This is a genomic window from Crenobacter sp. CS_VA4, assembly GCF_055597485.1.
The window spans coordinates 91,402-112,864 of sequence record NZ_JBVMAE010000011.1 but is presented as its reverse complement, the minus strand read 5'-3'; the positions used below and the strand labels follow the sequence as shown (position 1 = coordinate 112,864).

Sequence of the window (21,463 nt, the reverse complement as noted above, 5' to 3'; positions counted from 1 at the left end):
TTGTTGTGAATTCGAATGTGCGTTTAGCCTAATGAAAAGCGGCCGGCTCGGCCAGCGACAGTCGCGACCGAAGCGCGGCGGTACAGCCGCGCGCAAGGGAAGAGTCGGGGTCGGGAAAGTTGGCTCAGCCGGGCAGCGGCGGCCGGCTGTCGCGCCAGTCGTCGATCGTGGTGTCGGCCGCCGCGGCGCCCTGTCGTTCAAGAAAGTGCACGAAGGCCAGCACCTCGGCCACCGCCCGGTACAGCTCCGGCGGGATGTGCTGGTCGAGGTCGACCTGCATCAACAGCGACACCAGCGCCGGCGAATCGTGCACAAACACCCCGGCCTCGCGCGCCCGCGCGATCAGCCTGTCGGCCAGCTCACCGTAGCCCTTCGCCACCACCTGCGGCGCGCGACTGCCCTGCCGGTAACGCAGCGCCACCGCCGAGCGGCGGTCCGACTTATCCGGGCTTGTGCTCATCGTTCACCGTCATCAGGGAAAGGGACAGGCCGGCGGCAGCCAGGCTGGATTGTAGCCGCTCTTGGTGTTCTCGGATCAGCGCGGCGGTATCCGGGTCGTCGGCGTTAAAACGCAACTGCAGCGCGCCGCCGCTCAGGTTCAGATTGGCGTTGATGCCGCCGAGCCTCGGCAGCTGCAAGGCCAGCTGGGTTTGCCAGCCGCGTTCGGCAGCCTCGCCATCCTGCCCGCCGGCCTCGCGCTCGTCCACGCGCTGCTCGGTGATGCTCAGCGCCGCCACCGCGCCCGGCCAGGGTTGCAGCGCCAGCGTCAGCGTATGCTGTTCCAGCGTGTCGAGCTGGCGCTGCACCAGCTGGCCGAGCTCGTTCGCCGCCGCGCGGACATTGTCGCTGGCCGGGCGCAGCGTGCCCGGGGTGTCGGCCGGTTCCGCCTCGACGAACAACGACGGAAAGGAAAACTTCTGCAACGCCAACGGCGAGCTCGGCATCAGCCGCGCCTGCGGCTCGGCGCGCAGCGCCATGAGTGGCAGTTTGCCCTCCAGCCACGCCTTCAGGTGCGACTCGTAGAACAGCCCGCTGCGGCCGATCACGGTCTTCAACGCTTCGGCCAACTGCGCCGGCGCCTCGCCCTCCGCGCTCGCCGCCAGCAGCATCAAGGGCGCGCTGGCGTTACCGGTGGCCGGCTGCATACCCGTTCGCGGCTGTGGATCGCGCGACGCGCTCAATAGCTCGGTCAGGTAGCGCGACGCCGGGCTCAGCGTCACCGCGGTCAGGCCCTTGCCGGGCTGCGCCTCCGGCTCGGCGGCGCCGACCAGCGCGAAGGTCAGCACCGGCGTGGTGCTCGCCACCCGCAGCGTCAGCGTGTCGCTCTTGAGCGAAGCGCGCGCAGGCAGGTCGAGCGTGAACAGGCTGTCCTTGATCACCGCGATGAATCGCTGGCCGTCGAGCCGCTCGGCCACTTGGGCGACCACCTCCTCGCCCGGCTTGAGCGGCGGCAGACGCGCCGGCAGCACGCTCGCCTCGAGCAGCAGGCGGCTTTCGCTCTGCAGGCGCGCGTTCGCCAGCGCCAGGACCGGGGCGAGCGCAGGATTGACGGGATTGATCATTCGGCGGGGCTGTTGCGGTACAACGAGGCGATCAGTTCGGCTTCGCTATGCGAGATGCCGCAGCGCGAGGCGACCTCGCTGGCGGACAGGCCCAGGCGGACCAGGTCGATGGCGTGATTGTAAGGCGAATCGGACGACGACACGGGCACCGGCATCGCGGTCTTGCCGTTGCGCACGGACGTCTGCGCGGTCTTGGCCGACAGCGCATGCACCTGTTCGGATAAGGTATGCAGATCGCGCTGAAGGTTCGAGATCTGGCGCTGCAAGGCGTCCTGTTGGCTAGCGTGCTGGACGCTGCGCAACGTGCGGAACACCCACACGGCCAGCCCGCACGACACCAGCAGGGCCAACCCAACTAGCAACCACAATACTCCGTTCACGCCCGTACCCCTTCTCTTCGCCGTCGCTGACTAGCGGGACGCACCTCTCTCGGCACGACCAGCAGAATCGCGCCCATCGGCACGGCGGTACCGGAGCGCGCTTTTTCACCTATCTCAGTGTAAACCATCACCTTGTCGACGGCGTTAGCGATACGCTGAACCGAGGCGCTGCCAGTTGCGATTGGCTTGCAGGAGCGACTGCTGTTCCGCCTCCAGATCGCGAAACTGCTCATCCAACTGATTCCGGCCCTGTTCAAGCAGTGGAATCAGCGCCTCCAGCCGGGCCGCGCACGCCAGCATCTTGGCCTTCTCTTCCGCCGACGGCGCTTGCCTGCTCAGTTCTGCCAGGCAGGCAGCCTCCAGTTGATGGCGCTCGGCCAGCAGAGCCGGCAGGGCTTCCCAACTCCCGGTCTCGCACACCGGTACCAACTGTTCGGTCAGTACTTGGTAACGGTCGAACAAGGCGGTGCGATCAACCATGCGATGGCACCTCATTGCCCGCCTTGACGTGCTCCTGACGGGCGATCTGCTGCCAGCCTTCGAGCAGCGTCTGCAACAGACCGACTACCTCCTGCAGCTCCTCCTCACGGTTGGTTAGGTGACCATCGGTCACCTTCTGCTTCGCGTAGACGTACAGCTCGTTCAGCGACACCGAGATTTCCCCGCCCTTTTCATAGTTGAGCGTCGCGCGCAGGCCCTCGAGGATGTCACTGACCTTGTTGACCATCTTGCCCTTGAGCGGGACGTTGCTGGTGCGAATCGCCAGCTGCGCCTGCTGCAGCGCCTCGATCGCGCCCTCATACAACAGCACGATCAACTCCAGCGGGGTCGCGCCCAACACCTTGGTTTCGAGCGCATCGCTTTCATAAGCCTTCTGGAACTGCTGCAGCTGTCGATTCATCGCCATTACCATTTACTTATATCCCCAGAGCAGAGCGAACATTGTTAAGCGACGCCTGCATCGTCGCCAGCGACGCGTTCAGTGCCGAATACTGTGCCGTCAATGCCTTCTGACGCTGGTCGAGCTGCGTCTGCATGCCTTGCTGACGGTTGGTCGCGTAGGTTTGCTGACGGGTCAGCGAGGCCTTGCGCGACACCAGCAGGCCATCGTAGCTACCCGGCTGACCGGTGCCGCTGGTTTCCAGGCTGCTAATGTAGTCGACCAGTTTCTGGCCAGGACCATTTTGCAGCATCTTGGTCATGCCAGCCGGATCACTCTGCAGCGCCTTGGCAAACTTGGTCTTATCGAGCGTCAGCTTGCCACCGGCGTCTTGCTTAATACCGATCTGGGTCAGCGGCGAGCCATCCGCCGATGTTGGCGAGCCGTTGGCATTGTACGGAGCGGTCACCTGCGCCAACAAGCCGCTGCGAATCGAGGCCAACATCGAGTCGGCCCCCCAGCTCCCCTTCTTCAAGGAGCCCACATTGTCGATCGCCTTGTTATAGGCATCGACCATGGCCTGTACCTTGGCGGTGATCGCATCGGTATCGGACTGCACATTCACCGCGGCACTACCCAGCTTGTTCAAGGTCAGCGTCAGGCCCGGCATGCCGTCGGTCACCGTGTTGCTCTGGCTCTGCATAGATACGCCGTTCAGCGTATACAGGGCGTTCTGCGCCGCCTGGGTGGTCGAACTGACGCTGGCACCGGGATTGCCGTTCAGTGCGGCGGTCAGGTCCGGATCCAGCGTAAAGGCCCCGGCGGCAGTGCCGGTCTTCTGCCCCATGATCACCAAGTTGTATTTCCCGGTCGGCTGCTTGGTAACAGGGTCCAGCACCGGTGATGCCAATGCGTTGACACCGAGCGCCGAACTATTGATCGCCGAAACCAAGTCATTGAGCGAAGCACCGCCGGTCTTGCCAGACAGGTCAACCGTCTTCCCCGGCAAGACAGTGATTTTCCGGTTCAAGCCCGGGATCACCGCCGCGGGGTCGCTGACGTTCGAGCCAGACAGAGTCGTGGTCTGCGGCGCAGCCAGCTGGTTGACGGTAATCTGGTATTGACCGTTGGGAGTGCTACCGTCCGAGGTGGCACCAACAATGCTGGGATCACTCGAACTGGTCTTGCTGACTTTGAGGAAGTCGACGGCTGTCAGCTTCTGCATCGCACTCTTCAGGCTGTCGAGGTTCGACTGGAACGAGCCCAGATCGGAGATCTGGTTGTTGATCTTGCTCAACTTGGCCTTGACCGCATTGATCGGCCCCTGCTCGGTCGACATCAGCTGCTGTACCAGCGACGTCACATCAATGCCCAGCCCATTGGGGGTAACGTAAGAACTCATGACTTCCTCCGCTCAAAAATAGATGGTGGCCGTCAGGCCTTGTCGCGCACCAGTAGGCCCTGCAGCCGATCGAGAGCTTGTGCCAGCCGCACAGCCTCCTCCGACGGGATTTGGCGAATCACTTCCTTGGTCGAGCGGTCGACGACACGCACCACTCGCTCCTCCGTTTCCTCATCGGTCGTGAATTGCAAGTCACTATTGAACAAGGACACATTGTCATTCAGTTTTTTCAAGCTGTCCTGAATCACTTGTTCATTGGCGGGGTTGCGCTGCTCGCTCCCCAGATTGGAGGCCACTTCGCCCTCGCGAGCGTTCACGACGGGCACGGCCTTGCCGGTGTCGGGCACTGTGGCCAAGGCCTGGTTGCCGGAAAACTGGGGCAACTGCTCGGGGGCCCGTGCCGTGACCGGCTGCACGGCCGGAGTCACTAGCGGCAAGAAATTCGTTTGCATGACCAATATCCTTCAATCAAGCGAAAAAGCCCCGGCACAAACCGGGGCCCCTTGATACGGCTAGCGAGGCTAAGCCCCAGCCAATTAACGCAGCAGGCTCAGTGCGCCCTGCGGCAGCTGGTTGGCCTGCGACAGCATCGCGGTGCCGGCTTGCTGGATGATCTGGTTACGGGTCAGCGTAGCCGATTCAGCCGCGAAGTCGGTGTCCATGATGCGGCTCTTCGAAGCCGACATGTTTTCCGAGTAGACCTGCAGGTTGCTTACCACCGCCGAGAAGCGGTTCTGCACCGCGCCCAGCGTAGCGCGCGCATCGGTGAGGGTCTTGATCAAGGCGTCAGCGTTGGTCAGGAAGGTCTGCGCGTTGGTCTGGCTGGTCAGATCGATGGTGCCAGCCGCGCCAGCGCCGGTCCAAGCGCTCAGGTTGGCAGACGTAATGGTGATTCGGTCGGACGCCGTGGCGGCACCCGCGCCAACCTGGAAGGTGATGCCGGAACCGGCGGCGGTATCGAACAGGGCGGTACCGTTGAACGTGGCGGCGTTGATCACGCGGGAGTTTTCAGCGGTCAGCTGGTCCACTTCTTTCTGGATCTGCGCACGATCGCTGGTTTGCAGCGTGCCGTTAGCCGACTGCACGGCCAGTTCGCGGATACGCGACATGTTGTCGTTCAGCTGCGACAGCGCACCTTCGGCGGTCTGCGCCAGCGAGATGCCATCGTTCGCGTTGCGCACGGCCTGGTTGGAACCGCGGATCTGATTGTTCATGCCGGTGGCGATCGCCAGACCGGCCGCGTCGTCCTTGGCGCTGTTGACGCGCAGGCCGGAAGACAGGCGTTGCAGCGAGGTCTGCAGCGCACTGCCCGAGGTGTTCAGGTTACGCTGGGCGTTCAGCGAGGCGATATTGGTATTAACGACGAACATGGGAAGGACTCCTAATGTCGGTATTCATTGACGGGTGTCGTTGCGCGGCAACGAAACCGTCACCGCTCTCCCAGACTATCGGCGTACCCGACAGCGACTTTAGCGAACGGCGTGAAATTTTTTTCTCCGTTATGCCAAACGGCAGGCAGCTAGAATCGCTCATTAAAGTTAGAAGCAATAATCCCGCTCAGCGCACTGTCACCATCAGCACAAGGAACACGGCAAGACAGGAATACAACACAGGGAAGGTTTTAGCTTCGCTGAAACTCTGCGGCCTCGTCTTGATAGCGACTCTTTAAAGTTTTCGCAGAGGAGGCAGATAGATATTCTATCTGCTTGGCGCTTCGGCCAACCTGAACAAGGACCTCCCATGCCCACCACTGCTCCGGCTGACAGCCAGACGGATTCGCTCATCGCGCACGCACGCGCGCACTTCGACAACTGGCGCTATCAGGAGTGCCTAGACACGCTAGAGGGGGCCGGCGAACCCCACAGCGTCAAGGCACTGGCGCTCAAAGGGCAGGCACTCGCCCAGCTCGGCCAGGACAAGGCGGCATTCGAGGCCGCCAACGCGGCACTCGTTCTCGAACCCGATAGTGAAACGCTAGCGCTAATCATCCATCTACTGCTGAACGCTGGCGAGTACGAGCGCGCGCTGCGCCATCTGAAATTGCAGGCCAGGCTCGAAGGCACATCGTCGTCGCTCAACACCTTGATCTGGGAAAAGACGCTGAAGGCCCGGCTGTGCGACTGGTCGGATTACGCAAAACTCGACGACCATCTCGTGCGCATGCTCGCCGATGGCCACGCCTGCCAATATCCGTTTCATATCCTCAACCTGCCGGGCCCTGCCTCGATCCAGCTGGTGAACAACGTACGCGCCGCTCATATAGGCTTCAGCCGCTATTACGACGACGCGTTTCCCATCCGGCAATTCGACGCGATGCCGAAGCGTCCGCGCATCGGCTACCTGAGCAACGACTTCTACAATCACGCCACCTCGTTCCTGTTTTCCGGCGTGCTCGAGGCGCACGACCGATCACAATTCGAGATTGTCGGCATCACCTGGGGCTGCGCCAACCGTAGTAGCGACGAGTTCAAGCAGCGAACCTTTGCCCAGTTCGACGAGACGATAGACATCGACAACCTGTCTAATATCGAGGCCGCGCGGCGGATCCACGAAGCAGGCATCGACATTCTGGTCGATATGAAGGGATATACCCGTGACAACCGGGTCGATATCCTGGCGTTCCGCCCGGCGCCGATCCAGGTCAACTACCTGGGCTTCCCGGGCACGATGGGCACGCCGTTCCACGACTACATCGTCGCCGACCCGTTCCTGATCCCGGAAGAACAGCGTCACTTCTACACCGAATTCATCGCCTACCTGCCCGACAGCTACCAACCTAACGACAGTCGCCGACCAGTTAGCCCGCGACAAACTAGCCGTGCCGACCATGGCTTGGCCGATGACAGCTTCGTATTCTGCTCGTTCAACCAGAGCTATAAGCTGCATCCGGAACTGTTCGCGCTCTGGTGCGAGATCCTCAAAGCCGTACCGGACAGCCGATTGTGGTTGTGGGTCGACACCATCGAGGCGCGTCACAACCTGCTGCGCGAGGCCGAAGCACGCGGCGTCGATCCGCGACGCCTGGTGTTTGCCGATGCCAAGGCCAACGACGTTCACCTCGAGCGGCTGCGTCACGCCGACCTGTTCCTCGACACCTTCCCGATCAACGCCCATACCACCGCCAGCGACGCGCTGTTCGCCGGCGTGCCGGTACTGACCTGCGCCGGTGAAACCTTTGCGTCGCGGGTGGCGGGCAGCCTGCTCTCCGCCATCCCCGCCACCGATCTGATCTGCAGCGACTTCGACGAATATTTCCAGAAGGCGGTACTGTATGCTAGCGACCGCGAAGCGGCCGCACAGACCAAGGCACAACTGAGCGAGATCATTAAAACGACCCCGCTGTACCACACCGAAAACTACACAAGACACCTCGAGAGTGCGTATCACACCATGATTCAGAACCACATCCAGGGTAGTCATCAAGACTTTTTTGTCCCCCGTCATGATCGGGGCTGAGCAACCGAGCAAGGGCTCTCGAGCGTAGCCCCTTTCGGCAGCCAGCGGCTACACGGCAAAGAACCGGCTCTTTGCCGGCCGCGCAACAATAAATTGGACGCTAAATGAAGGCAGTCATTCTTGCGGGTGGACTGGGTACCCGTATCAGCGAAGAGTCCCACCTTCGCCCGAAACCGATGATAGAAATCGGCGGGCGGCCGATCCTCTGGCACATCATGAAGATTTATTCCCATCATGGCGTGAACGACTTCGTCATCTGCCTGGGTTACAAGGGCTACATGATCAAGGAATACTTCGCGAACTATTTCCTGCATATGTCGGACGTCACCTTCGACATGAAGGAAAACGCGATGACGGTGCACCAGAAGCATGCCGAACCGTGGCGTGTGACCCTGGTCGACACCGGCGAGCACGCCATGACCGGCGGCCGCCTGAAACGCGTCCGTGACTATCTGGACGACGATGAACCGTTCTGCTTCACCTACGGTGACGGCGTCGCCGACATCGACATCGGCGCCGAAATTGCCTTCCACCGCGAGCACAAGCGATTGGCCACCGTGGCGGCGGTACAGCCGCCGGGGCGCTACGGTGCGTTGCGCCGCGACGGCAACAGCGTGGTCGGTTTCCAGGAGAAACCGCCCGGCGACGATGGCGCGTGGATCAACGGCGGCTTCTTCGTGCTGTCCCCGTCGGTGATCGACTACATCGAGGCCGACGACACCCCCTGGGAAGGCGCTCCGCTGGAGACGCTGGCGGCCAAGGGCCAGTTGCAGTCCTACGAACACCACGGCTTCTGGCAGCCGATGGACACCCTGCGCGACAAGACCTATCTGGAATCGCTGTGGCAATCGGGCAAGGCGCCGTGGAAACTATGGTGAGTCCGAATCCGGCGATCTGGGCGGGGCGACGCGTCTTTGTCACCGGCCACACCGGCTTCAAGGGCGGCTGGCTTGCGCTGTGGCTGCACAGTCTGGGCGCCGAGGTAGTCGGCTATGCGCTGCCGCCGACGAGCTCCCCCGACCTGTTCACCCTGGCCGGCGTGGTGGACACGCTGAGCGGCCAGCATCTGGCCGACCTGCGCGATGCCGAACGCCTGACGCAGGCGCTCCGCCAGGCCGAACCCGAGGTGGTCCTACACCTGGCCGCGCAGCCCTTGGTGCGCGCCTCGTACCGCGACCCGGTCGACACCTTCGCGACCAACGTGATGGGCACCGTCAACCTGCTGGAAGCGGTCCGCCAGTGCGCCAGCGTGAAAGCCGTGGTCATCGTGACGACCGACAAATGCTACGAGAACCAGGAATGGGCGTGGGGCTACCGGGAAAACGACCCGCTGGGCGGCCATGACCCGTACAGCGCGTCCAAGGCCTGCACCGAGATCGTCGCGGCCAGCTACCGTCGGGCCTTCTTCCAGCATGGCCCACTGTTGGCGACCGCCCGCGCCGGCAATGTGATCGGCGGTGGCGACTGGTCGGAAGACCGGCTCGTGCCGGATGCGGTGCGCGCCGTGGGCAAGCACGAGCCGCTAGTCATCCGCTCGCCGCACGCCACCCGGCCTTGGCAACATGTACTGGAGCCGCTCAACGGCTATCTGGTGTTGGCCGAACGGCTGCTCGCCGGCGATACCGCTTGTGCCGGCGCCTGGAACTTCGGCCCGGACAGCAGCGCCAACCTGAGCGTCGCCAAGCTACTCGACGGCCTACAGCGCTACTGGCCGCAGCTGAACTGGCGCCTCGACGACAACGCCAGCCAGGCACCGCACGAGGCCAATCTGCTGTACCTCGACTCCAGCCTGGCCCGTCAGCGACTGGGCTGGCAACCGGTGTGGTCGCTGGAAGAGACGCTGGAACAGACCGCCAGCTGGTACCAGCAGGTCACGGCCGAACCGAGCATGGCGCGCCGGTACTGCGAACGCCAGATCCAGCGCTTTAGTGCGGCCGCCCGTGGAGAGCAGCGATGAGCCGCTTTACCACTTCCCGCACCCCGCTTTCAGGACTGGTCGAGGTAACTCGCCAAGTGCTGCCGGATCATCGCGGCGCGTTCTCCCGGCTGTTCTGTGCCGAAGAACTGCACCCACATGGCTTCGATGGCCCGGTTGCCCAGATCAACCATTCGTATACCCGACATCGCGGTACCGTGCGCGGCATGCACTATCAGCGCGCACCGTTCGCCGAGATCAAGCTGGTGAATTGCGTCCGTGGCCGGGTACTGGATATCGCGGTCGATCTGCGGCGCGACTCGCCGACCTTCCTGCGCTGGCATGCCGTCGAGCTGTCGGCCGAACGGCACAACGCCCTGCTGATCCCGCCGGGCTTCGCGCATGGCTTCCAGACGCTGGAAGACGACTGCGAGCTAATCTACCTGCACTCCCAGCCGTATCAGGCCGATGCGGAAGGCGGCATCAACCCGACGGATAGCCGGCTGGCGATAGCCTGGCCGCTGCCTGTCAGCGAATGCTCCGAGCGCGACCGTAACCATCCCCCTCTGACGACTTCTTTTTCGGGGCTAGCCCTATGAACTGCCGCCACTGCGGAACTGAGCTGACACTGCCGTTGATCGACCTGGGCACCGCACCGCCGTCCAACTCCTACCTTGCCAAGGAAGACCTGGGCAAACTGGAAAAGACCCATCCGCTGCGCGTATTGGTCTGCGAACAGTGCTGGCTGGTGCAAACCGAAGACCACGCCCGCCCGGAAGACTTCTTCTCGTCCGACTACGCCTACTTCAGCGCATTCTCGAGCAGCTGGCTGCGCCACGCCCAGCAGTACGTGAACGAAATGAACGAATGGCTTGAGCTGGGCCCGCACAGCCAGGTGGTCGAAATCGCGGCCAACGACGGCTATCTGCTGCAATACGTGCGCGAGCGCGGCATCCCGTGCTACGGCGTCGAGCCGACCGCCAGCACCGCCGCGGCGGCGCGCGGCCGTGGCATCGAGATCATCGAAGAATTCTTCGGGGTGGCGCTGGCCGAGCAACTGGCGACCGCCGGCCGCCAGGCCGACCTGGTCGCCGCCAACAATGTGCTGGCGCACGTGCCCGACATCAACGACTTCGTGCAGGGCTTCGCCCGCCTGCTCAAGCCGCACGGTGTCGCCACCTTCGAGTTTCCCTACCTGCGCCACCTGATCGACGACCAGCAGTTCGACACCATCTATCACGAGCATTTTTCGTACCTGTCGCTGTCGGCGGTATACACCATCTTCGCGGCGAACGGTCTACAGGTGTTCGATGCCGCCCACTTGCCGACCCATGGCGGCAGCCTGCGGGTGTTCGCCCAGCGCGCCGACACCGGTACACGGCCGGTTCGGCCAACGGTTGCCGAACTGATCCATGCCGAAGCGGCCGGCGGCCTGCAGGGCCCCGGCTATTACCTCGAGCTGCAGCAGCAGGCCGAACGGATCCGCGACGAGCTGGTGAGTTGGCTGACCTCCTGCCGCGAGCAGGGACTACGGGTGGCCGCCTACGGCGCCGCCGCCAAGGGCAATACCCTGCTGAACTTTGCCGGCATCACCCCCGAACTGATCGCCTATGTGGCAGACGGCAACCCGGCCAAACAGGGCAAGCTGCTGCCGGGCAGCCATATCCCGATCGTGTCCGAGGCCGAGCTGCGCGCCGATCGACCGGATGTCGTGCTATTGCTGCCCTGGAACCTGAAGACCGAGCTGACCGAGCAACTGGCCTATGTGCGCAGCTGGGGCGGCCGGCTCGCCGTCGCGGTACCGAAGGTGGAGCTGCTATGAGCGCGCCACGAATTTTCTATACCAAGCCGTCGATCACCGAGCGCGAGGTCGAGTACGCCACCGACGCCGCACGAAACGGCTGGGGCGACCGTTGCTACGCCTACATCGAGCGCTTCGAGCAACTGTTCGCCAGCCATATCCAGGCGCCGTACTGCATCGCCACCTCCAGCTGCACCGGCGCGATGCACATGGGCCTGGCGGCGCTGGGCATCGGCGTGGGCGACGAGGTGATACTCGCCGACACCAACTGGATCGCCACCGCGGCGCCGATCAAGCACCTGGGCGCCACCCCGGTGTTCGTCGACATCCTGGCGGACAGCTGGTGCCTCGACCCCGAGCGGGTCGAGGCAGCGATCACCCCGAAGACCCGCGCGATCATCGCCACCCATCTGTACGGCAATCTGTGCGACATGGATGCGCTGCTGGCGATCGGCGAGCGTCACGGCATCCCGGTGATCGAGGACGCCGCCGAGGCGATCGGCTCGAGCTGGCGCGGCAAGCCGGCCGGCTCGCTGGGACGCTTCGGCACCTTCTCGTTCCACGGCACCAAGACGCTGACCACCGGCGAAGGCGGCATGTTCGTCACGCATGACCGCGAGCTCTACCAGCGCGTGCTGGCGCTGAGCAACCACGGCCGCACCCCGGGCGGCAAGCAATTCTGGCCGGAGTTCATCGGTTTCAAGTACAAGATGTCGAATATCCAGGCGGCGATCGGTTGCGCGCAGTTGGAACGGATCGATGCCTTGATCGCCCGCAAGCGTGAGATCTTCGCCTCTTATCGTAAGCGTTTGACACCTCTGCCGGAGCTGATGCTCAACCCTGAGCCGCAACATGCGCGCAATGGCTGCTGGATGCCAACCATCGTGTTCGACACCACGCTTGGACTGAAACGCGAGGCGCTGCTACAAGCCTTCTCCCGCCATGAAGTGGATGCGCGGGTATTTTTCTACCCATTGAGCCAGACCGAGCTGTTTGGCCAAGCACCAGGCATTACGCCTAACAGCTACGACATTGCCGAGCGCGCGATCAACCTGCCGTCCTACCACGACATGAGCCAGGCAGACATCGACACGGTGTGTGATGTGGTGATCGACATCGTCCAGAGCGCCGCAACCGGAGCTGCGTCATGAGCCGCCTGCTGAGCCCAAGCCAGGTCGAGGCCTTTCGCGACGACGGCATCCTGGTGTTGCCGAGCTTCTACCCGGCCGCTCAACTGGAGCCGATCCAGCGTGCGATCTACGACATCATCGGGCTGGTGATCGACAAGTACCGACTGGATATTCCGCGCGCACCGTTTGCTTCGGCCAACTTCGACGACGGCTATCAGGCCCTGATCCGCTGCAATCGCCGCTACGGCGGCGAGGTGTACGACGCGGTCAAGCAGATCCCGGCGTTTATCCGGCTCCTGGCCGATCCGCGCCATGAAACGCTGTTCGCCGAGCTGCGCGACGACGCCCAGCCGGCGATCGCAGCGGGTGGCTACGGCATCCGCATCGACAATCCGTTCGAGGACAAATTCCGCGCCAACTGGCATCAGGAATACCCGGCGCAGCTGCGCAGTCTGGACGGTCTGGTGTTCTGGAGCCCGCTGGTGCCGATCACGCCGGAACTGGGCCCGGTGGTGTTCTGCCCGGGCTCGCACCGTGAGGGACCGTTGGCGGTACGCGCCAGCGACCCCAGCAATCCGGAGAAGTCCGGCGCCTATGCGCTGGTGCTCGATAACGAGGCCGCATACACCTCGCGCTACCCGCAAATCGCCCCGCTGACCCAGCCCGGCGACCTGGTCATCGTCGACTTCCTGGTACTGCACGCCTCGGGCTTTAACCAGGGCCAGCGCTCGCGCTGGTCGATGCAGTTTCGCTATTTCAATTACCGGGAGCCGACCGGTCGCCGCCATGGCTGGAAAGGCTCCTATGCCAGCGGCGTGGACTTCCGGACCGTCCATCCCGAGCTTTGCGTGAAAGACTAATATGGACTCGTTGCAGTGCAATGTTTGCCAGGCCCCGCTGGCGGGCGCTGTGTACACCTCGCTCCCGGATCAGGCGCTGTCCTCGCTGAACCGCAACCTGGATGGCCAGCTCAAGGTGTTCTCGTGCACCCAGTGCGGCCACGTCCAGACCAGCGAGCTGTACAACAGCCAGAGCTACTACGACAACGACTACCACATCCTGACCGGCAGCGAGGACGAGGATCAGATCTACAGCGTCACGCCCGGCCAGCCACCGCTGTTCCGTACTCAGCATCAGGTCAACCTGCTGCTAGCCAAGCTCGACCTGCAAGAAGGCGCGCGCCTGCTCGACTACGGTTGCGCCAAGAGTTCGACGATGCGTGCGCTGCAAGAGCAGCGCCCCGACCTCGCGATTCACCTGTTCGACGTCAGCGACCGCTACCAGGCGTTCTGGGCGAAGTTTCTCACCAAGGAGCGCTGCGCAACCTACGAGCTCCCGCGGCAATGGGCCGGCACCTTCGACGTCATCACCTCGTTCTTTTCGCTGGAACATATCCAGGAGCTGGCCGACACCCTGCAGAAGATGCGCCGGCTGCTGCGCGAGCAGGGCCGGCTCTACGCCATCGTGCCGAATGTGTTCACCAATATCGGCGACTTCCTGGTCGCGGATCACGTCAACCACTTCAGCCACACCTCGATAGAGCAGCTGCTCGCGCTGCACGGCTTCGAGCTGATCGAGCTGGATGAGCACAGCCACCGCGGCGCCTTCGTGATCGTGGCCAAGGCAGCCGCGGCCCCCCTCGCCCAACGGCCAAGCCCGGCCGAGGTCGACCGTGTCCGCGCCGCCACCGAGACCATCAGCCGCTTCTGGCGCAACGCCGAGACCGACCTGCGCCGCTTCGAAGCCGCCCACGCCGAGCACACCGCCGCGATCTATGGCGCGGGATTCTACGGCAGCTACATCGCCAGCCGCCTGGCGCAGCCGGAAAGGGTCCAGGCCTTCGTCGATCAGAACCCGTACCTGCAGGGCACCGTGCTGGTGGAGAAGCCGGTCGTCGCGCTCGATCGCCTCCCTGACGGCATCCGGGCGATCTACCTCGCGGTCAACCCGGCCAGCGCCGCGGCGGTCAAGGCGGACATCGAGCAGAAATTCCCCAACCGCTTCAGCTTCTTCCAGTTTCAGCCATGATCCGCACCGAAACCGTCGTGTTGCGCGCCTGGCAGGACAGCGATATCCCCGCGCTGCAGGTGCTACGCAACGATATTTCGTTGCAGCAGGCGTTGATGAGCATTCCGCGCCCCAACTCGCCTGGAGCGGTGCGCGACTGGCTGAACCGGAAAACGCAATCGGCCGATTCAGTGTTCTTCGTCCTGGCCGATAAAGACTCGGACGCCGTGCTCGGCTATGCGCAGCTCGCTAAGCTCGACACGGTGCATCGGCATGCGGCGCTGGGGATCTGCCTGTCGCCCGCGCAGCATGGCGCTGGCGTCGCCGCCGAGGCCTGCCGGGGGCTGTTTGCCTATGCCCTGCATACGTTGGGGCTGCGCAAGATCGTGCTGGAGGTGCTGGCCGGCAATGGCCGGGCCATCCGGTTCTACCAAAAAATCGGCTTTGCCGAAGTGGGCCGCTGGAAGGACCACTTCCTGCAGGATCAACACTGGCACGACGTGCTGCTGATGGAAAAAGTACTGGTCCCATGAACGTCATCATCTCCCAGCCCATGCTGTTTCCGTGGGTCGGACTGCTCGAGCAGATCAGTCTGGCGGACGTGTTCGTCAACTACGCCGATGTGCAGTTTTCCAAAGGCAGCTTCACCAACCGGGTGCAGATCAAGGACGCGACCGGTTCGCGCTGGCTGACCGTGCCGTTGGAGCGTTTTCATCTCGGCGACGATATCGACCGGGTACGGCCCAAGCCGCGGGCGTCATGGCAAGACAGTCACTTGAGTCTGCTGGCGAGCGCCTATCAGGATGCGCCGTATAGGCAGGACATGCTGAGTCTTGTCGAGCAGGTATACGCCACGCCGCATCAGAACATCGGCGAACTGGCGCTGGCCTCGATGCTGGCGGTATGTGACTACCTGGAAATCCCGTTGCGCAACAAGTTGGCCGATTCGCGTGATCTGGACATCGGCGGCAGCAGCAGCGAACGGGTCCTGGCGATCGTGATGGCGTTACACGGCAAGAAATACATCACCGGCCACGGCGCCCGCCGCTACCTAGCCCATGAACTGTTCGAAGCCAACGGCGTCGCCGTGAAATACATGAATTACGCCATGCAGCCCTATCCGCAGCAGCATGGCGCGTTTACCCCCTATGTCAGCAGCCTCGATCTGATCGCCAATACGGGCGTGTCAGGCAGGCGCTTTATTAAACCAAGCACCGTAGATTGGCGAGAGTTTGCACATGAGTGAAATCCAGAAATTCCAAGCTGAAGTAGCCGAAAACATTCAGTCGCTTGGACAGGACAAAGATTTGCAGGCGCTGTCGCGGGTTTGGTTGCGTGAAATCACCCCGCACAAATACCCTTACAACTTCACCTGGATGGGCCGCCCGATCATCCAGTGCCCGCAAGACATCGTGGCGATGCAGGAACTGATCTGGAACATCAAGCCGGACCTGATCATCGAAACCGGCATCGCCCACGGCGGTTCGCTGATCTTCTCCGCCTCGATGCTGGAACTGCTCGCGGTATCGGGCCATGGAGACGGTCAGGTACTGGGCATCGACATCGACATCCGCGCCCACAACCGCGAGGCGATCACCAACCACCCGATGAGCCGGCGCATCACCATGCTGGAGGGCTCCAGCATCGACGAGAACATCATCAAGCAGGTCAAAGAATTTGCCGCCGGCAAACAACGCGTGCTGGTGGTGCTCGATTCGAACCATACCCACGAACACGTGTTGGCCGAACTGAACGCCTACGCCAACCTGACCAGCGTCGGCAGCTACTGCGTGGTGTTCGACACCCTGATCGAGGACATGCCGAACTCGTTCTTCGACAACCGGCCGTGGGGCGTCGGCGACAACCCGAAGACCGCCGTGCACGAGTTCCTGGCACAGCACCCGGAGTTCGTCATCGACCGCGACATCCAGCACAAGCTGCTGATTACCGTTGCCCCTGACGGCTATCTGAAGCGTATCGCCTAACCACCGGGAGCGAAGCCTTGTCAACCCAAGAGCATAAAGACATCGTTCTTAGCATTTGCATCCCCACCTTCAACCGCGCCCGCTATCTCGAGAGCCTGCTCGGTGAGGTCGTCGCCAACATCCAGAAACTCGAATTCAGTTATGAGATTCTGATCGGCGACAACTGCTCGGAAGACGCCACATCACAGATTGTCGAGCGCTTCAGCAGCCAGTTGAACATCCGGTATTTTCGCCGCCTGAGCAATATCGGCAGCGGCGAGAACCTCAACCAGCTCTATCGCAGCGCCAAGGGCCGCTACTGCCTGTATCTGGCCGACGACGACCTGCCGATCCTCGACGAGGTCAGCAACAATATCGCGACGCTCGATGCCAATCCCGGCGTAGGGGTGATCTTTGCCCCGTGGGCCATCCACGACAAGCCCAGCGGGGAGGACGTCAGCCAGTTCTATACGCTGGACGGCGACTACCTGATCGAGACGCGTGACTACTCGAAGCTGTTGGCCCTCTTGGTGACGCGGCACATCTTCCCCGAGATCTATATGGCTCGGCGCGAAGTGCTGACCTCGCTGTACTTCACGCCGAATAAATACGCGTTCTGGGCCTTCGTGCATATTGCCGAGATGCTCGGTCGCTATTCCGTCTATTTCAGCGCCAAGCCGTTTTATCGCTCGGTTTCACGCTACTTCGAGGATGAGACGCGCACCCAGGCGGGCATGGAAGAAGTCAAAGACGCCTGGGATCGCTACCGCGGGGGGCTGGAATACCTGTTCGGCAAGTTCGCCGGTGACCTGTCGACCGAAGAGAAGGCTGAATGGCAGGGAGCCATCGACCAGTTCATCCTGCTGCGCATGAGCGTCGCGCTGCGGATCAGAACCCAGGAGGGGAAGGACTGGATCGACAATTACTTCATCGCCAACCGGATCAAGTGCCTGGGTGGGGAACAGCACCTGCCGGCACCGTATGATTTTTATCGGGTCAACGCCGCGTTCGAACACTTTGCGACGCTGACACCGTTTCTGCCGCAACAGGCTAAACGGGCGTATCTGCAGAGTGCACCGCCGAAGTTCTTCAACTACGCGCAGCAGTTCGACAGCACCGAGTTTCTGGTGCTTGAAAGCGAGCACGCGGACATCCCGGAGAACACCCTGGTGCTAAGCCAGGAGAACAGCCGTCCGCTGGCGCATCGAGCGCTGCCCGGGATGATCTGCCTGTCGGAAGGCGAACTGCTGGCGCAATTCCCCTAGGCCTTGCCGATCCCGGCCGGGAGAGCCAGCTGCGACGCATCTCGCGCAGCAGCCGGCGCTCCCGGCTTTTTCGCGTCAAAACAGCGCGCCAAACAACTTGCTGACCCGCTCCATCGCCGTGCTGGCATGTTCGGGGTCGAACGCCTCGGCGCTGCCGTTGCCCTCGCCGATCCGCTTGCCCGCGGCCCAGCCGGTCACCCCGCACAGATGCGCGTACGGAATGCCCAGCTCACGCGCCAGCGCCGCCTCCGGCATGCCGGTCATGCCGACGATGTCGGCGCCGTCGCGTTCAACCCGGGCGATCTCGGCTGCCGTGGAAAGTCGCGGCCCCTGGCTGCACGCGTACACGCCGCCGTCCACCACGTCGACCCCGGCGGTCTCGGCCGCGTCGAGCAGGCGCCGGCGCAACGCCGCGTCGTACGGCTCGCTGAAGTCGGCGTGCGTCACCGGCCGGCCGGCGCCTTCGAAGTAGGTCTGCTTGCGCCCCCAGGTGTAATCGATGATGTCGTTCGGCACCACCAGCATGCCCGGTACCATGTCCGGACGGATGCCGGCGACGGCGCCGATCGCCAGCACGCCGCGGATCCCCTGTTCCTGCAGCGCCCACAGGTTGGCACGATAGTTTATTTCGTGCGGCGCCAACGAATGGCCGTAGCCGTGGCGGGCGATGAACACCACGCTCTGGCTGCCGATACGACCGAAGGTCAGCGCGCAGGACGGGTCGCCGTACGGGGTGCGCACGACGCGGCGGTGTTCGACGTCGAGTTCGGGCAGGCGGGCCAGGCCGCTGCCGCCGATAATGGCCAGCATGATGCTCTCCTTATTGACGCCGCCAACAACCCCCTCCTGGCGTTGTTGCACTGCCTTGCCGTACTGCTTGTACTGTCTGGGCAGCGCGCCTAGCCAGGATCGCTGTGCTGGGCTTTGTTAGCGGCTCTTATTCTGTCTTGCAGGATTCGGTGAATGCTGCGCACGGGTGATGCTGATGTAATCCTACTCCGAAAAAACACACCCCGCGCCAGCAACGCCGAGGCGGGGTGTGTCTGTAGCGTCTGAAAAAAACTCCTGAACTAAGGATTCTGCAAGTTCATGCTTTTCACTAGGGTCCCCCGCGACATCTTCTTCATCTCACGAACGCTGCGAGCTGGCATCGTTTCAGCTCCTAGGTTCCAATAGAAAAATCTTCTGAACTGACAGCTCTCATCAAGAGTATTCGGATGAAAGGTTAGCTTAAAGCTCCTCGAGTTTCACCTCGACCGACACCTTGCCATCGGCCAGACGACGCTCGGCTAACTCCTTGAGTTCGGTGTCTACTAATCGGTCGCAGACCGCTTCCCATGCATCCGCCGGTAACAGGTACGCCACCGGTTTATTGCGTTTGAGCACGACCACCGGCATCCCTTCGGCCGCGTTGATAATGGCGTTCGGGTTGATCTTCAGCTCACTGATCCCGACCGAGAACGGGGCAAGGAGGGTGTCCATGACCTTTCCCCATCTCGGGATACCAAACATTAGTTAGCATGATGGCCAAGGAGCCCTCATGCGCAAGTCCCGTTTCACCGAAGAACAGATCATCGCCATCCTCAAGGCAGCCGAGGCCGGCATGACCGTTGTCGAGCTTTGCCGCAATCACGGCATTTCCGACGCCATCTTCTACAAGTGGCTCGCCAAGTTTCGGCGGCATGGACGTGTCCGAAGCCCGTCGCCTCAAGCAACTCGAAGACGAGAACAAGCGCCTTAAGCGGCTGGTCGCCGATCAGGCCCTCGACATCCAGATGCTCAAGGAAGTCCTGACAAAAACTGAGCCGGCCCGCCCAACGTTGTGCCGCTGCCCGCCAGTTGATCGCGGTCTTCGGCATTTCTGAGCGTCGGGCCTGTGCCTAGATGCAGGTCGCACGCAAGACGTTGCGCCGTCAGCCTGCACTGCGCTACGCGTGCGTCTGCGTGAGCTAGCCGAGCAACGGCGCCGCTTCGGCGCACCCCGTTTGCATGTGTTGCTGCAGTGGGAAGGTTGGCGGGGCAATCACAAGCGGGTGGAACGGGTGTACCGCGAGGAAGGCTTGTCACTGCGATTGCGTCGGCGCAAGAAGCGCCCAGCCATCTACGCGTGGTGCTGCCGTTGGCCGACGGGCCCGACCAGCGTTGGGCGATGGACTTCGTGGCGGATGGCTTATGGAACAGCCAGCGTATCCGTCTGCTGACCATCGTCGACACTTGGCACCGGGAGACGGTGTGGATCGAGGTGGATCATTCGCTATCGGGCACCAGAGTGGCAAGAGTACTGGAGCAGCTGCGCTTGTGCGGCCGTTGCCCGGTCTTGATTCAGGTGGACAAACGGGTGGCCACCTCGGCCATTGGATGGCCACGCTCGGTCACCTGCTTGACGGCTTCAATCTTGAATTTTCAGGGAAACGCTTGCTCTTGGCACCTCCTGTTGGGTGATCTGCTTCGGGAATTCTGGACTACGGTGGGCGTTAGTTTTTCGGCAAACTTTTCTGGGTACCAACAGGAGGTTTGTCATGAAGCGGAAGCACTTCTCGGTCGAACAGATCGTGGCAATTCTGAAGCAGGCCGAGGCCGGCCTGCCCGTCGCCGGCCTGATCCGGCAGGTTGGCATCTCCGAGCAGACCTTTTACCGCTGGAAGAAACAGTATGCCGGCCTGCAGTCGGACCAGGTCCGTGAGCTGAAGCTGCTGCAGGACGAGAACGCCCGCCTCAAGAAGCTGGTCGCCGAGCTGAGCCTGGACAAGGCGATCCTGCAAGACATTGCCGCAAAAAAGTGGCCCGGCCCGCGCTGAAACGGGACGCCGTGGCCTACATCGTCGGCCACTACCGCACCAGTACGCGTCGGGCCTGCCGGTTGGTCAGGCAACACCACAGCAGTTACTCCTACCGGAGTGGCAAGGATCCGCAAGTCGCGCTACGGCTCCGGATGCGCGAGCTCTCCCAGATCCGGGTACGCTATGGCTACCGTCGTCTGCATGTACTGCTGAAACGGGAAGGCTGGCAGCTGGGTAAGCACAAGATGTACCGGGTCTACCGCGAGGAACGGCTGCAATTGCGTGCCAAGCTGCCCAAGCGCCGCAAGAGGGTGGTCGCGCGACGGGATCGCTGCCAACCGACCCGGCCCAACGAAGTCTGGGGATTGGACTTTGTGTCGGATCAACTGGCCAATGGCACGCGGATCCGGGCTTTGACCGTGGTAGATCGGTTTAGCCGGGAATCCCTGGCCATTGAAGTGGGACACCGCCTAGGCGCGGAACAGGTCGTCGCCACCTTAGAATCAGCTGGTGACGCAGCGCCAGGCGGCCCCCCGCTACCTGTTCACCGACAATGGCAGCGAGTTTACCGGGCGATTATTGGACCTGTGGGCTTATCACCACCGGGTTCAGCTTGACTTCAGCCGACCGGGCAAGCCCACTGATAACGGCTTGGTCGAATCCTTCAATGGCTCGTTCCGGGATGAATGCCTGAATCTGCACTGGTTTGGGTCATTGGCCGAGGCCAGGCAACTCATCGAGGCGTGACGGCAGGACTACAATGAGAGTCGGCCTCACATGGCGTTGGGCAATATGGCGCCAGCTTTATATGCCCGCCAGTCGGTCCTTCGGAGGCCGGTCGATGGGCGGGATTGCGCCGAAGACTAACGCTGAACCCCGTCTAGAAAATCAAAGCAGATCATTGGGCCTCAGTGTGCGACT

General features: G+C 62.5%; 24 protein-coding genes and 2 pseudogenes. 15 read left to right on the top strand and 11 right to left on the bottom strand.

What is annotated here, in order from left to right; all coding sequences use genetic code 11:
• Positions 1 to 124: 124 nt before the first annotated feature.
• From ACZ2IA_RS12450 to ACZ2IA_RS12415, 8 genes are all read right to left on the bottom strand, one after another.
• Positions 125 to 460 carry an EscU/YscU/HrcU family type III secretion system export apparatus switch protein gene (locus tag ACZ2IA_RS12450; protein WP_470292899.1) on the bottom strand — a complete coding sequence of 112 codons (336 nt, stop codon included), beginning with the start codon at positions 458 to 460 and terminating at the stop codon, positions 125 to 127.
• Positions 441 to 1,562, bottom strand: coding sequence for a flagellar hook-length control protein FliK (gene fliK, locus ACZ2IA_RS12445; protein ID WP_470292898.1), 1,122 nt, complete (start codon positions 1,560 to 1,562; stop codon positions 441 to 443). The genes ACZ2IA_RS12450 and fliK overlap by 20 nt, the downstream gene beginning before the upstream one ends.
• Complete coding sequence (locus ACZ2IA_RS12440; RefSeq protein ID WP_470292897.1) at positions 1,559 to 1,942, bottom strand: DUF2802 domain-containing protein; 384 nt, start codon at positions 1,940 to 1,942, stop codon at positions 1,559 to 1,561. The genes fliK and ACZ2IA_RS12440 overlap by 4 nt, the downstream gene beginning before the upstream one ends.
• Positions 1,943 to 2,086: 144 nt before the next feature.
• Positions 2,087 to 2,422, bottom strand: coding sequence for a hypothetical protein (locus ACZ2IA_RS12435; protein WP_470292896.1), 336 nt, complete (start codon positions 2,420 to 2,422; stop codon positions 2,087 to 2,089).
• Positions 2,415 to 2,849, bottom strand: a complete 435-nt coding sequence (fliS, locus tag ACZ2IA_RS12430) for a flagellar export chaperone FliS (protein ID WP_470292895.1) — start codon at positions 2,847 to 2,849, stop codon at positions 2,415 to 2,417. The genes ACZ2IA_RS12435 and fliS overlap by 8 nt, the downstream gene beginning before the upstream one ends.
• A 10-nt stretch (positions 2,850 to 2,859) precedes the next feature.
• Positions 2,860 to 4,224, bottom strand: a complete 1,365-nt coding sequence (gene fliD / locus ACZ2IA_RS12425; protein ID WP_470292894.1) for a flagellar filament capping protein FliD — start codon at positions 4,222 to 4,224, stop codon at positions 2,860 to 2,862.
• Positions 4,225 to 4,256: 32 nt separating this feature from the next.
• Positions 4,257 to 4,676: a flagellar protein FlaG gene (locus ACZ2IA_RS12420; RefSeq protein WP_470292893.1), complete on the bottom strand. Its 420-nt coding sequence runs from the start codon at positions 4,674 to 4,676 to the stop codon at positions 4,257 to 4,259.
• 84 nt (positions 4,677 to 4,760) lie between these two features.
• Positions 4,761 to 5,594, bottom strand: a complete 834-nt coding sequence (locus ACZ2IA_RS12415) for a flagellin N-terminal helical domain-containing protein (protein WP_470292892.1) — start codon at positions 5,592 to 5,594, stop codon at positions 4,761 to 4,763.
• Positions 5,595 to 5,964: 370 nt separating this feature from the next.
• Here ACZ2IA_RS12415 and ACZ2IA_RS12410 point away from each other — a divergent pair, with 370 nt between their 5' ends.
• From ACZ2IA_RS12410 to ACZ2IA_RS12355, 12 genes are all read left to right on the top strand, one after another.
• Positions 5,965 to 7,680 carry an O-linked N-acetylglucosamine transferase, SPINDLY family protein gene (locus tag ACZ2IA_RS12410; RefSeq protein ID WP_470292891.1) on the top strand — a complete coding sequence of 572 codons (1,716 nt, stop codon included), beginning with the start codon at positions 5,965 to 5,967 and terminating at the stop codon, positions 7,678 to 7,680.
• Positions 7,681 to 7,784: 104 nt separating this feature from the next.
• Positions 7,785 to 8,558 carry a glucose-1-phosphate cytidylyltransferase gene (gene rfbF, locus ACZ2IA_RS12405; RefSeq protein WP_470292890.1) on the top strand — a complete coding sequence of 258 codons (774 nt, stop codon included), beginning with the start codon at positions 7,785 to 7,787 and terminating at the stop codon, positions 8,556 to 8,558.
• Complete coding sequence (gene rfbG / locus ACZ2IA_RS12400) at positions 8,555 to 9,637, top strand: CDP-glucose 4,6-dehydratase (RefSeq protein WP_470292889.1); 1,083 nt, start codon at positions 8,555 to 8,557, stop codon at positions 9,635 to 9,637. Before rfbF ends, rfbG begins: the two co-directional genes overlap by 4 nt.
• Positions 9,634 to 10,194: a dTDP-4-dehydrorhamnose 3,5-epimerase family protein gene (locus ACZ2IA_RS12395; RefSeq protein WP_470292888.1), complete on the top strand. Its 561-nt coding sequence runs from the start codon at positions 9,634 to 9,636 to the stop codon at positions 10,192 to 10,194. The genes rfbG and ACZ2IA_RS12395 overlap by 4 nt, the downstream gene beginning before the upstream one ends.
• Positions 10,191 to 11,417 carry a methyltransferase domain-containing protein gene (locus ACZ2IA_RS12390; protein ID WP_470292887.1) on the top strand — a complete coding sequence of 409 codons (1,227 nt, stop codon included), beginning with the start codon at positions 10,191 to 10,193 and terminating at the stop codon, positions 11,415 to 11,417. The genes ACZ2IA_RS12395 and ACZ2IA_RS12390 overlap by 4 nt, the downstream gene beginning before the upstream one ends.
• Entirely contained in the window at positions 11,414 to 12,547 is a 1,134-nt protein-coding gene (locus ACZ2IA_RS12385) for a DegT/DnrJ/EryC1/StrS family aminotransferase (RefSeq protein WP_470292886.1), read from the top strand. The genes ACZ2IA_RS12390 and ACZ2IA_RS12385 overlap by 4 nt, the downstream gene beginning before the upstream one ends.
• Positions 12,544 to 13,386, top strand: a complete 843-nt coding sequence (locus ACZ2IA_RS12380; protein ID WP_470292885.1) for a phytanoyl-CoA dioxygenase family protein — start codon at positions 12,544 to 12,546, stop codon at positions 13,384 to 13,386. Before ACZ2IA_RS12385 ends, ACZ2IA_RS12380 begins: the two co-directional genes overlap by 4 nt.
• Before the next feature lie 49 nt (positions 13,387 to 13,435).
• Positions 13,436 to 14,554, top strand: coding sequence for a class I SAM-dependent methyltransferase (locus ACZ2IA_RS12375; protein WP_470292884.1), 1,119 nt, complete (start codon positions 13,436 to 13,438; stop codon positions 14,552 to 14,554).
• Positions 14,551 to 15,066: a GNAT family N-acetyltransferase gene (locus tag ACZ2IA_RS12370; RefSeq protein WP_470292883.1), complete on the top strand. Its 516-nt coding sequence runs from the start codon at positions 14,551 to 14,553 to the stop codon at positions 15,064 to 15,066. The genes ACZ2IA_RS12375 and ACZ2IA_RS12370 overlap by 4 nt, the downstream gene beginning before the upstream one ends.
• Positions 15,063 to 15,779: a WbqC family protein gene (locus ACZ2IA_RS12365; RefSeq protein WP_470292882.1), complete on the top strand. Its 717-nt coding sequence runs from the start codon at positions 15,063 to 15,065 to the stop codon at positions 15,777 to 15,779. The genes ACZ2IA_RS12370 and ACZ2IA_RS12365 overlap by 4 nt, the downstream gene beginning before the upstream one ends.
• On the top strand, positions 15,772 to 16,518 hold the full coding sequence (locus tag ACZ2IA_RS12360; protein WP_470292881.1) for a cephalosporin hydroxylase family protein: 747 nt from the start codon (positions 15,772 to 15,774) through the stop codon (positions 16,516 to 16,518). Before ACZ2IA_RS12365 ends, ACZ2IA_RS12360 begins: the two co-directional genes overlap by 8 nt.
• 17 nt (positions 16,519 to 16,535) lie before the next feature.
• Entirely contained in the window at positions 16,536 to 17,762 is a 1,227-nt protein-coding gene (locus ACZ2IA_RS12355) for a glycosyltransferase family 2 protein (protein ID WP_470292880.1), read from the top strand.
• A gap of 75 nt (positions 17,763 to 17,837) precedes the next feature.
• Here the strand turns inward: ACZ2IA_RS12355 and ACZ2IA_RS12350 are convergent, their stop codons facing one another.
• Both ACZ2IA_RS12350 and ACZ2IA_RS12345 read right to left on the bottom strand, forming a co-directional pair.
• Positions 17,838 to 18,572: an S-methyl-5'-thioinosine phosphorylase gene (locus ACZ2IA_RS12350; RefSeq protein ID WP_470292879.1), complete on the bottom strand. Its 735-nt coding sequence runs from the start codon at positions 18,570 to 18,572 to the stop codon at positions 17,838 to 17,840.
• Between the two features lie 420 nt (positions 18,573 to 18,992).
• Entirely contained in the window at positions 18,993 to 19,244 is a 252-nt protein-coding gene (locus ACZ2IA_RS12345) for a type II toxin-antitoxin system Phd/YefM family antitoxin (protein WP_470292878.1), read from the bottom strand.
• A gap of 58 nt (positions 19,245 to 19,302) precedes the next feature.
• Here ACZ2IA_RS12345 and ACZ2IA_RS12340 point away from each other — a divergent pair, with 58 nt between their 5' ends.
• On the top strand, positions 19,303 to 19,503 hold the full coding sequence (locus ACZ2IA_RS12340) for a transposase (RefSeq protein WP_470292877.1): 201 nt from the start codon (positions 19,303 to 19,305) through the stop codon (positions 19,501 to 19,503).
• Between the two features lie 193 nt (positions 19,504 to 19,696).
• Positions 19,697 to 19,963, top strand: coding sequence for a helix-turn-helix domain-containing protein (locus ACZ2IA_RS12335; RefSeq protein ID WP_470292876.1), 267 nt, complete (start codon positions 19,697 to 19,699; stop codon positions 19,961 to 19,963).
• A 130-nt stretch (positions 19,964 to 20,093) separates the two neighbouring features.
• Here the strand turns inward: ACZ2IA_RS12335 and ACZ2IA_RS12330 are convergent.
• Positions 20,094 to 20,218: pseudogene (locus tag ACZ2IA_RS12330) on the bottom strand (transposase); the annotation flags it as partial.
• 63 nt (positions 20,219 to 20,281) lie between these two features.
• Between ACZ2IA_RS12330 and ACZ2IA_RS12325 the strand changes: the two are divergent.
• A pseudogene (locus ACZ2IA_RS12325) lies at positions 20,282 to 21,409 on the top strand (IS3 family transposase).
• Positions 21,410 to 21,463 lie beyond the last annotated feature (54 nt).

Excerpts from the sequence above, each read along its gene's own strand:
- ACZ2IA_RS12360 (WP_470292881.1), top strand. The coding sequence starts at position 15,772 with ATGAGTGAAATCCAGAAATTCCAAGCTGAAGTAGCCGAAAACATTCAG.
- fliS (WP_470292895.1), bottom strand. The coding sequence starts at position 2,849 with ATGGCGATGAATCGACAGCTGCAGCAGTTCCAGAAGGCTTATGAAAGC.
- fliK (WP_470292898.1), bottom strand. The coding sequence starts at position 1,562 with ATGATCAATCCCGTCAATCCTGCGCTCGCCCCGGTCCTGGCGCTGGCG.
- ACZ2IA_RS12410 (WP_470292891.1), top strand. The coding sequence starts at position 5,965 with ATGCCCACCACTGCTCCGGCTGACAGCCAGACGGATTCGCTCATCGCG.
- ACZ2IA_RS12345 (WP_470292878.1), bottom strand. The coding sequence starts at position 19,244 with ATGGACACCCTCCTTGCCCCGTTCTCGGTCGGGATCAGTGAGCTGAAG.
- fliD (WP_470292894.1), bottom strand. The coding sequence starts at position 4,224 with ATGAGTTCTTACGTTACCCCCAATGGGCTGGGCATTGATGTGACGTCG.
- ACZ2IA_RS12380 (WP_470292885.1), top strand. The coding sequence starts at position 12,544 with ATGAGCCGCCTGCTGAGCCCAAGCCAGGTCGAGGCCTTTCGCGACGAC.
- rfbF (WP_470292890.1), top strand. The coding sequence starts at position 7,785 with ATGAAGGCAGTCATTCTTGCGGGTGGACTGGGTACCCGTATCAGCGAA.
- ACZ2IA_RS12450 (WP_470292899.1), bottom strand. The coding sequence starts at position 460 with ATGAGCACAAGCCCGGATAAGTCGGACCGCCGCTCGGCGGTGGCGCTG.
- ACZ2IA_RS12340 (WP_470292877.1), top strand. The coding sequence starts at position 19,303 with ATGCGCAAGTCCCGTTTCACCGAAGAACAGATCATCGCCATCCTCAAG.
- ACZ2IA_RS12415 (WP_470292892.1), bottom strand. The coding sequence starts at position 5,594 with ATGTTCGTCGTTAATACCAATATCGCCTCGCTGAACGCCCAGCGTAAC.
- ACZ2IA_RS12395 (WP_470292888.1), top strand. The coding sequence starts at position 9,634 with ATGAGCCGCTTTACCACTTCCCGCACCCCGCTTTCAGGACTGGTCGAG.
- ACZ2IA_RS12385 (WP_470292886.1), top strand. The coding sequence starts at position 11,414 with ATGAGCGCGCCACGAATTTTCTATACCAAGCCGTCGATCACCGAGCGC.
- ACZ2IA_RS12390 (WP_470292887.1), top strand. The coding sequence starts at position 10,191 with ATGAACTGCCGCCACTGCGGAACTGAGCTGACACTGCCGTTGATCGAC.
- ACZ2IA_RS12420 (WP_470292893.1), bottom strand. The coding sequence starts at position 4,676 with ATGCAAACGAATTTCTTGCCGCTAGTGACTCCGGCCGTGCAGCCGGTC.
- ACZ2IA_RS12365 (WP_470292882.1), top strand. The coding sequence starts at position 15,063 with ATGAACGTCATCATCTCCCAGCCCATGCTGTTTCCGTGGGTCGGACTG.
- ACZ2IA_RS12370 (WP_470292883.1), top strand. The coding sequence starts at position 14,551 with ATGATCCGCACCGAAACCGTCGTGTTGCGCGCCTGGCAGGACAGCGAT.
- ACZ2IA_RS12350 (WP_470292879.1), bottom strand. The coding sequence starts at position 18,572 with ATGCTGGCCATTATCGGCGGCAGCGGCCTGGCCCGCCTGCCCGAACTC.
- ACZ2IA_RS12435 (WP_470292896.1), bottom strand. The coding sequence starts at position 2,422 with ATGGTTGATCGCACCGCCTTGTTCGACCGTTACCAAGTACTGACCGAA.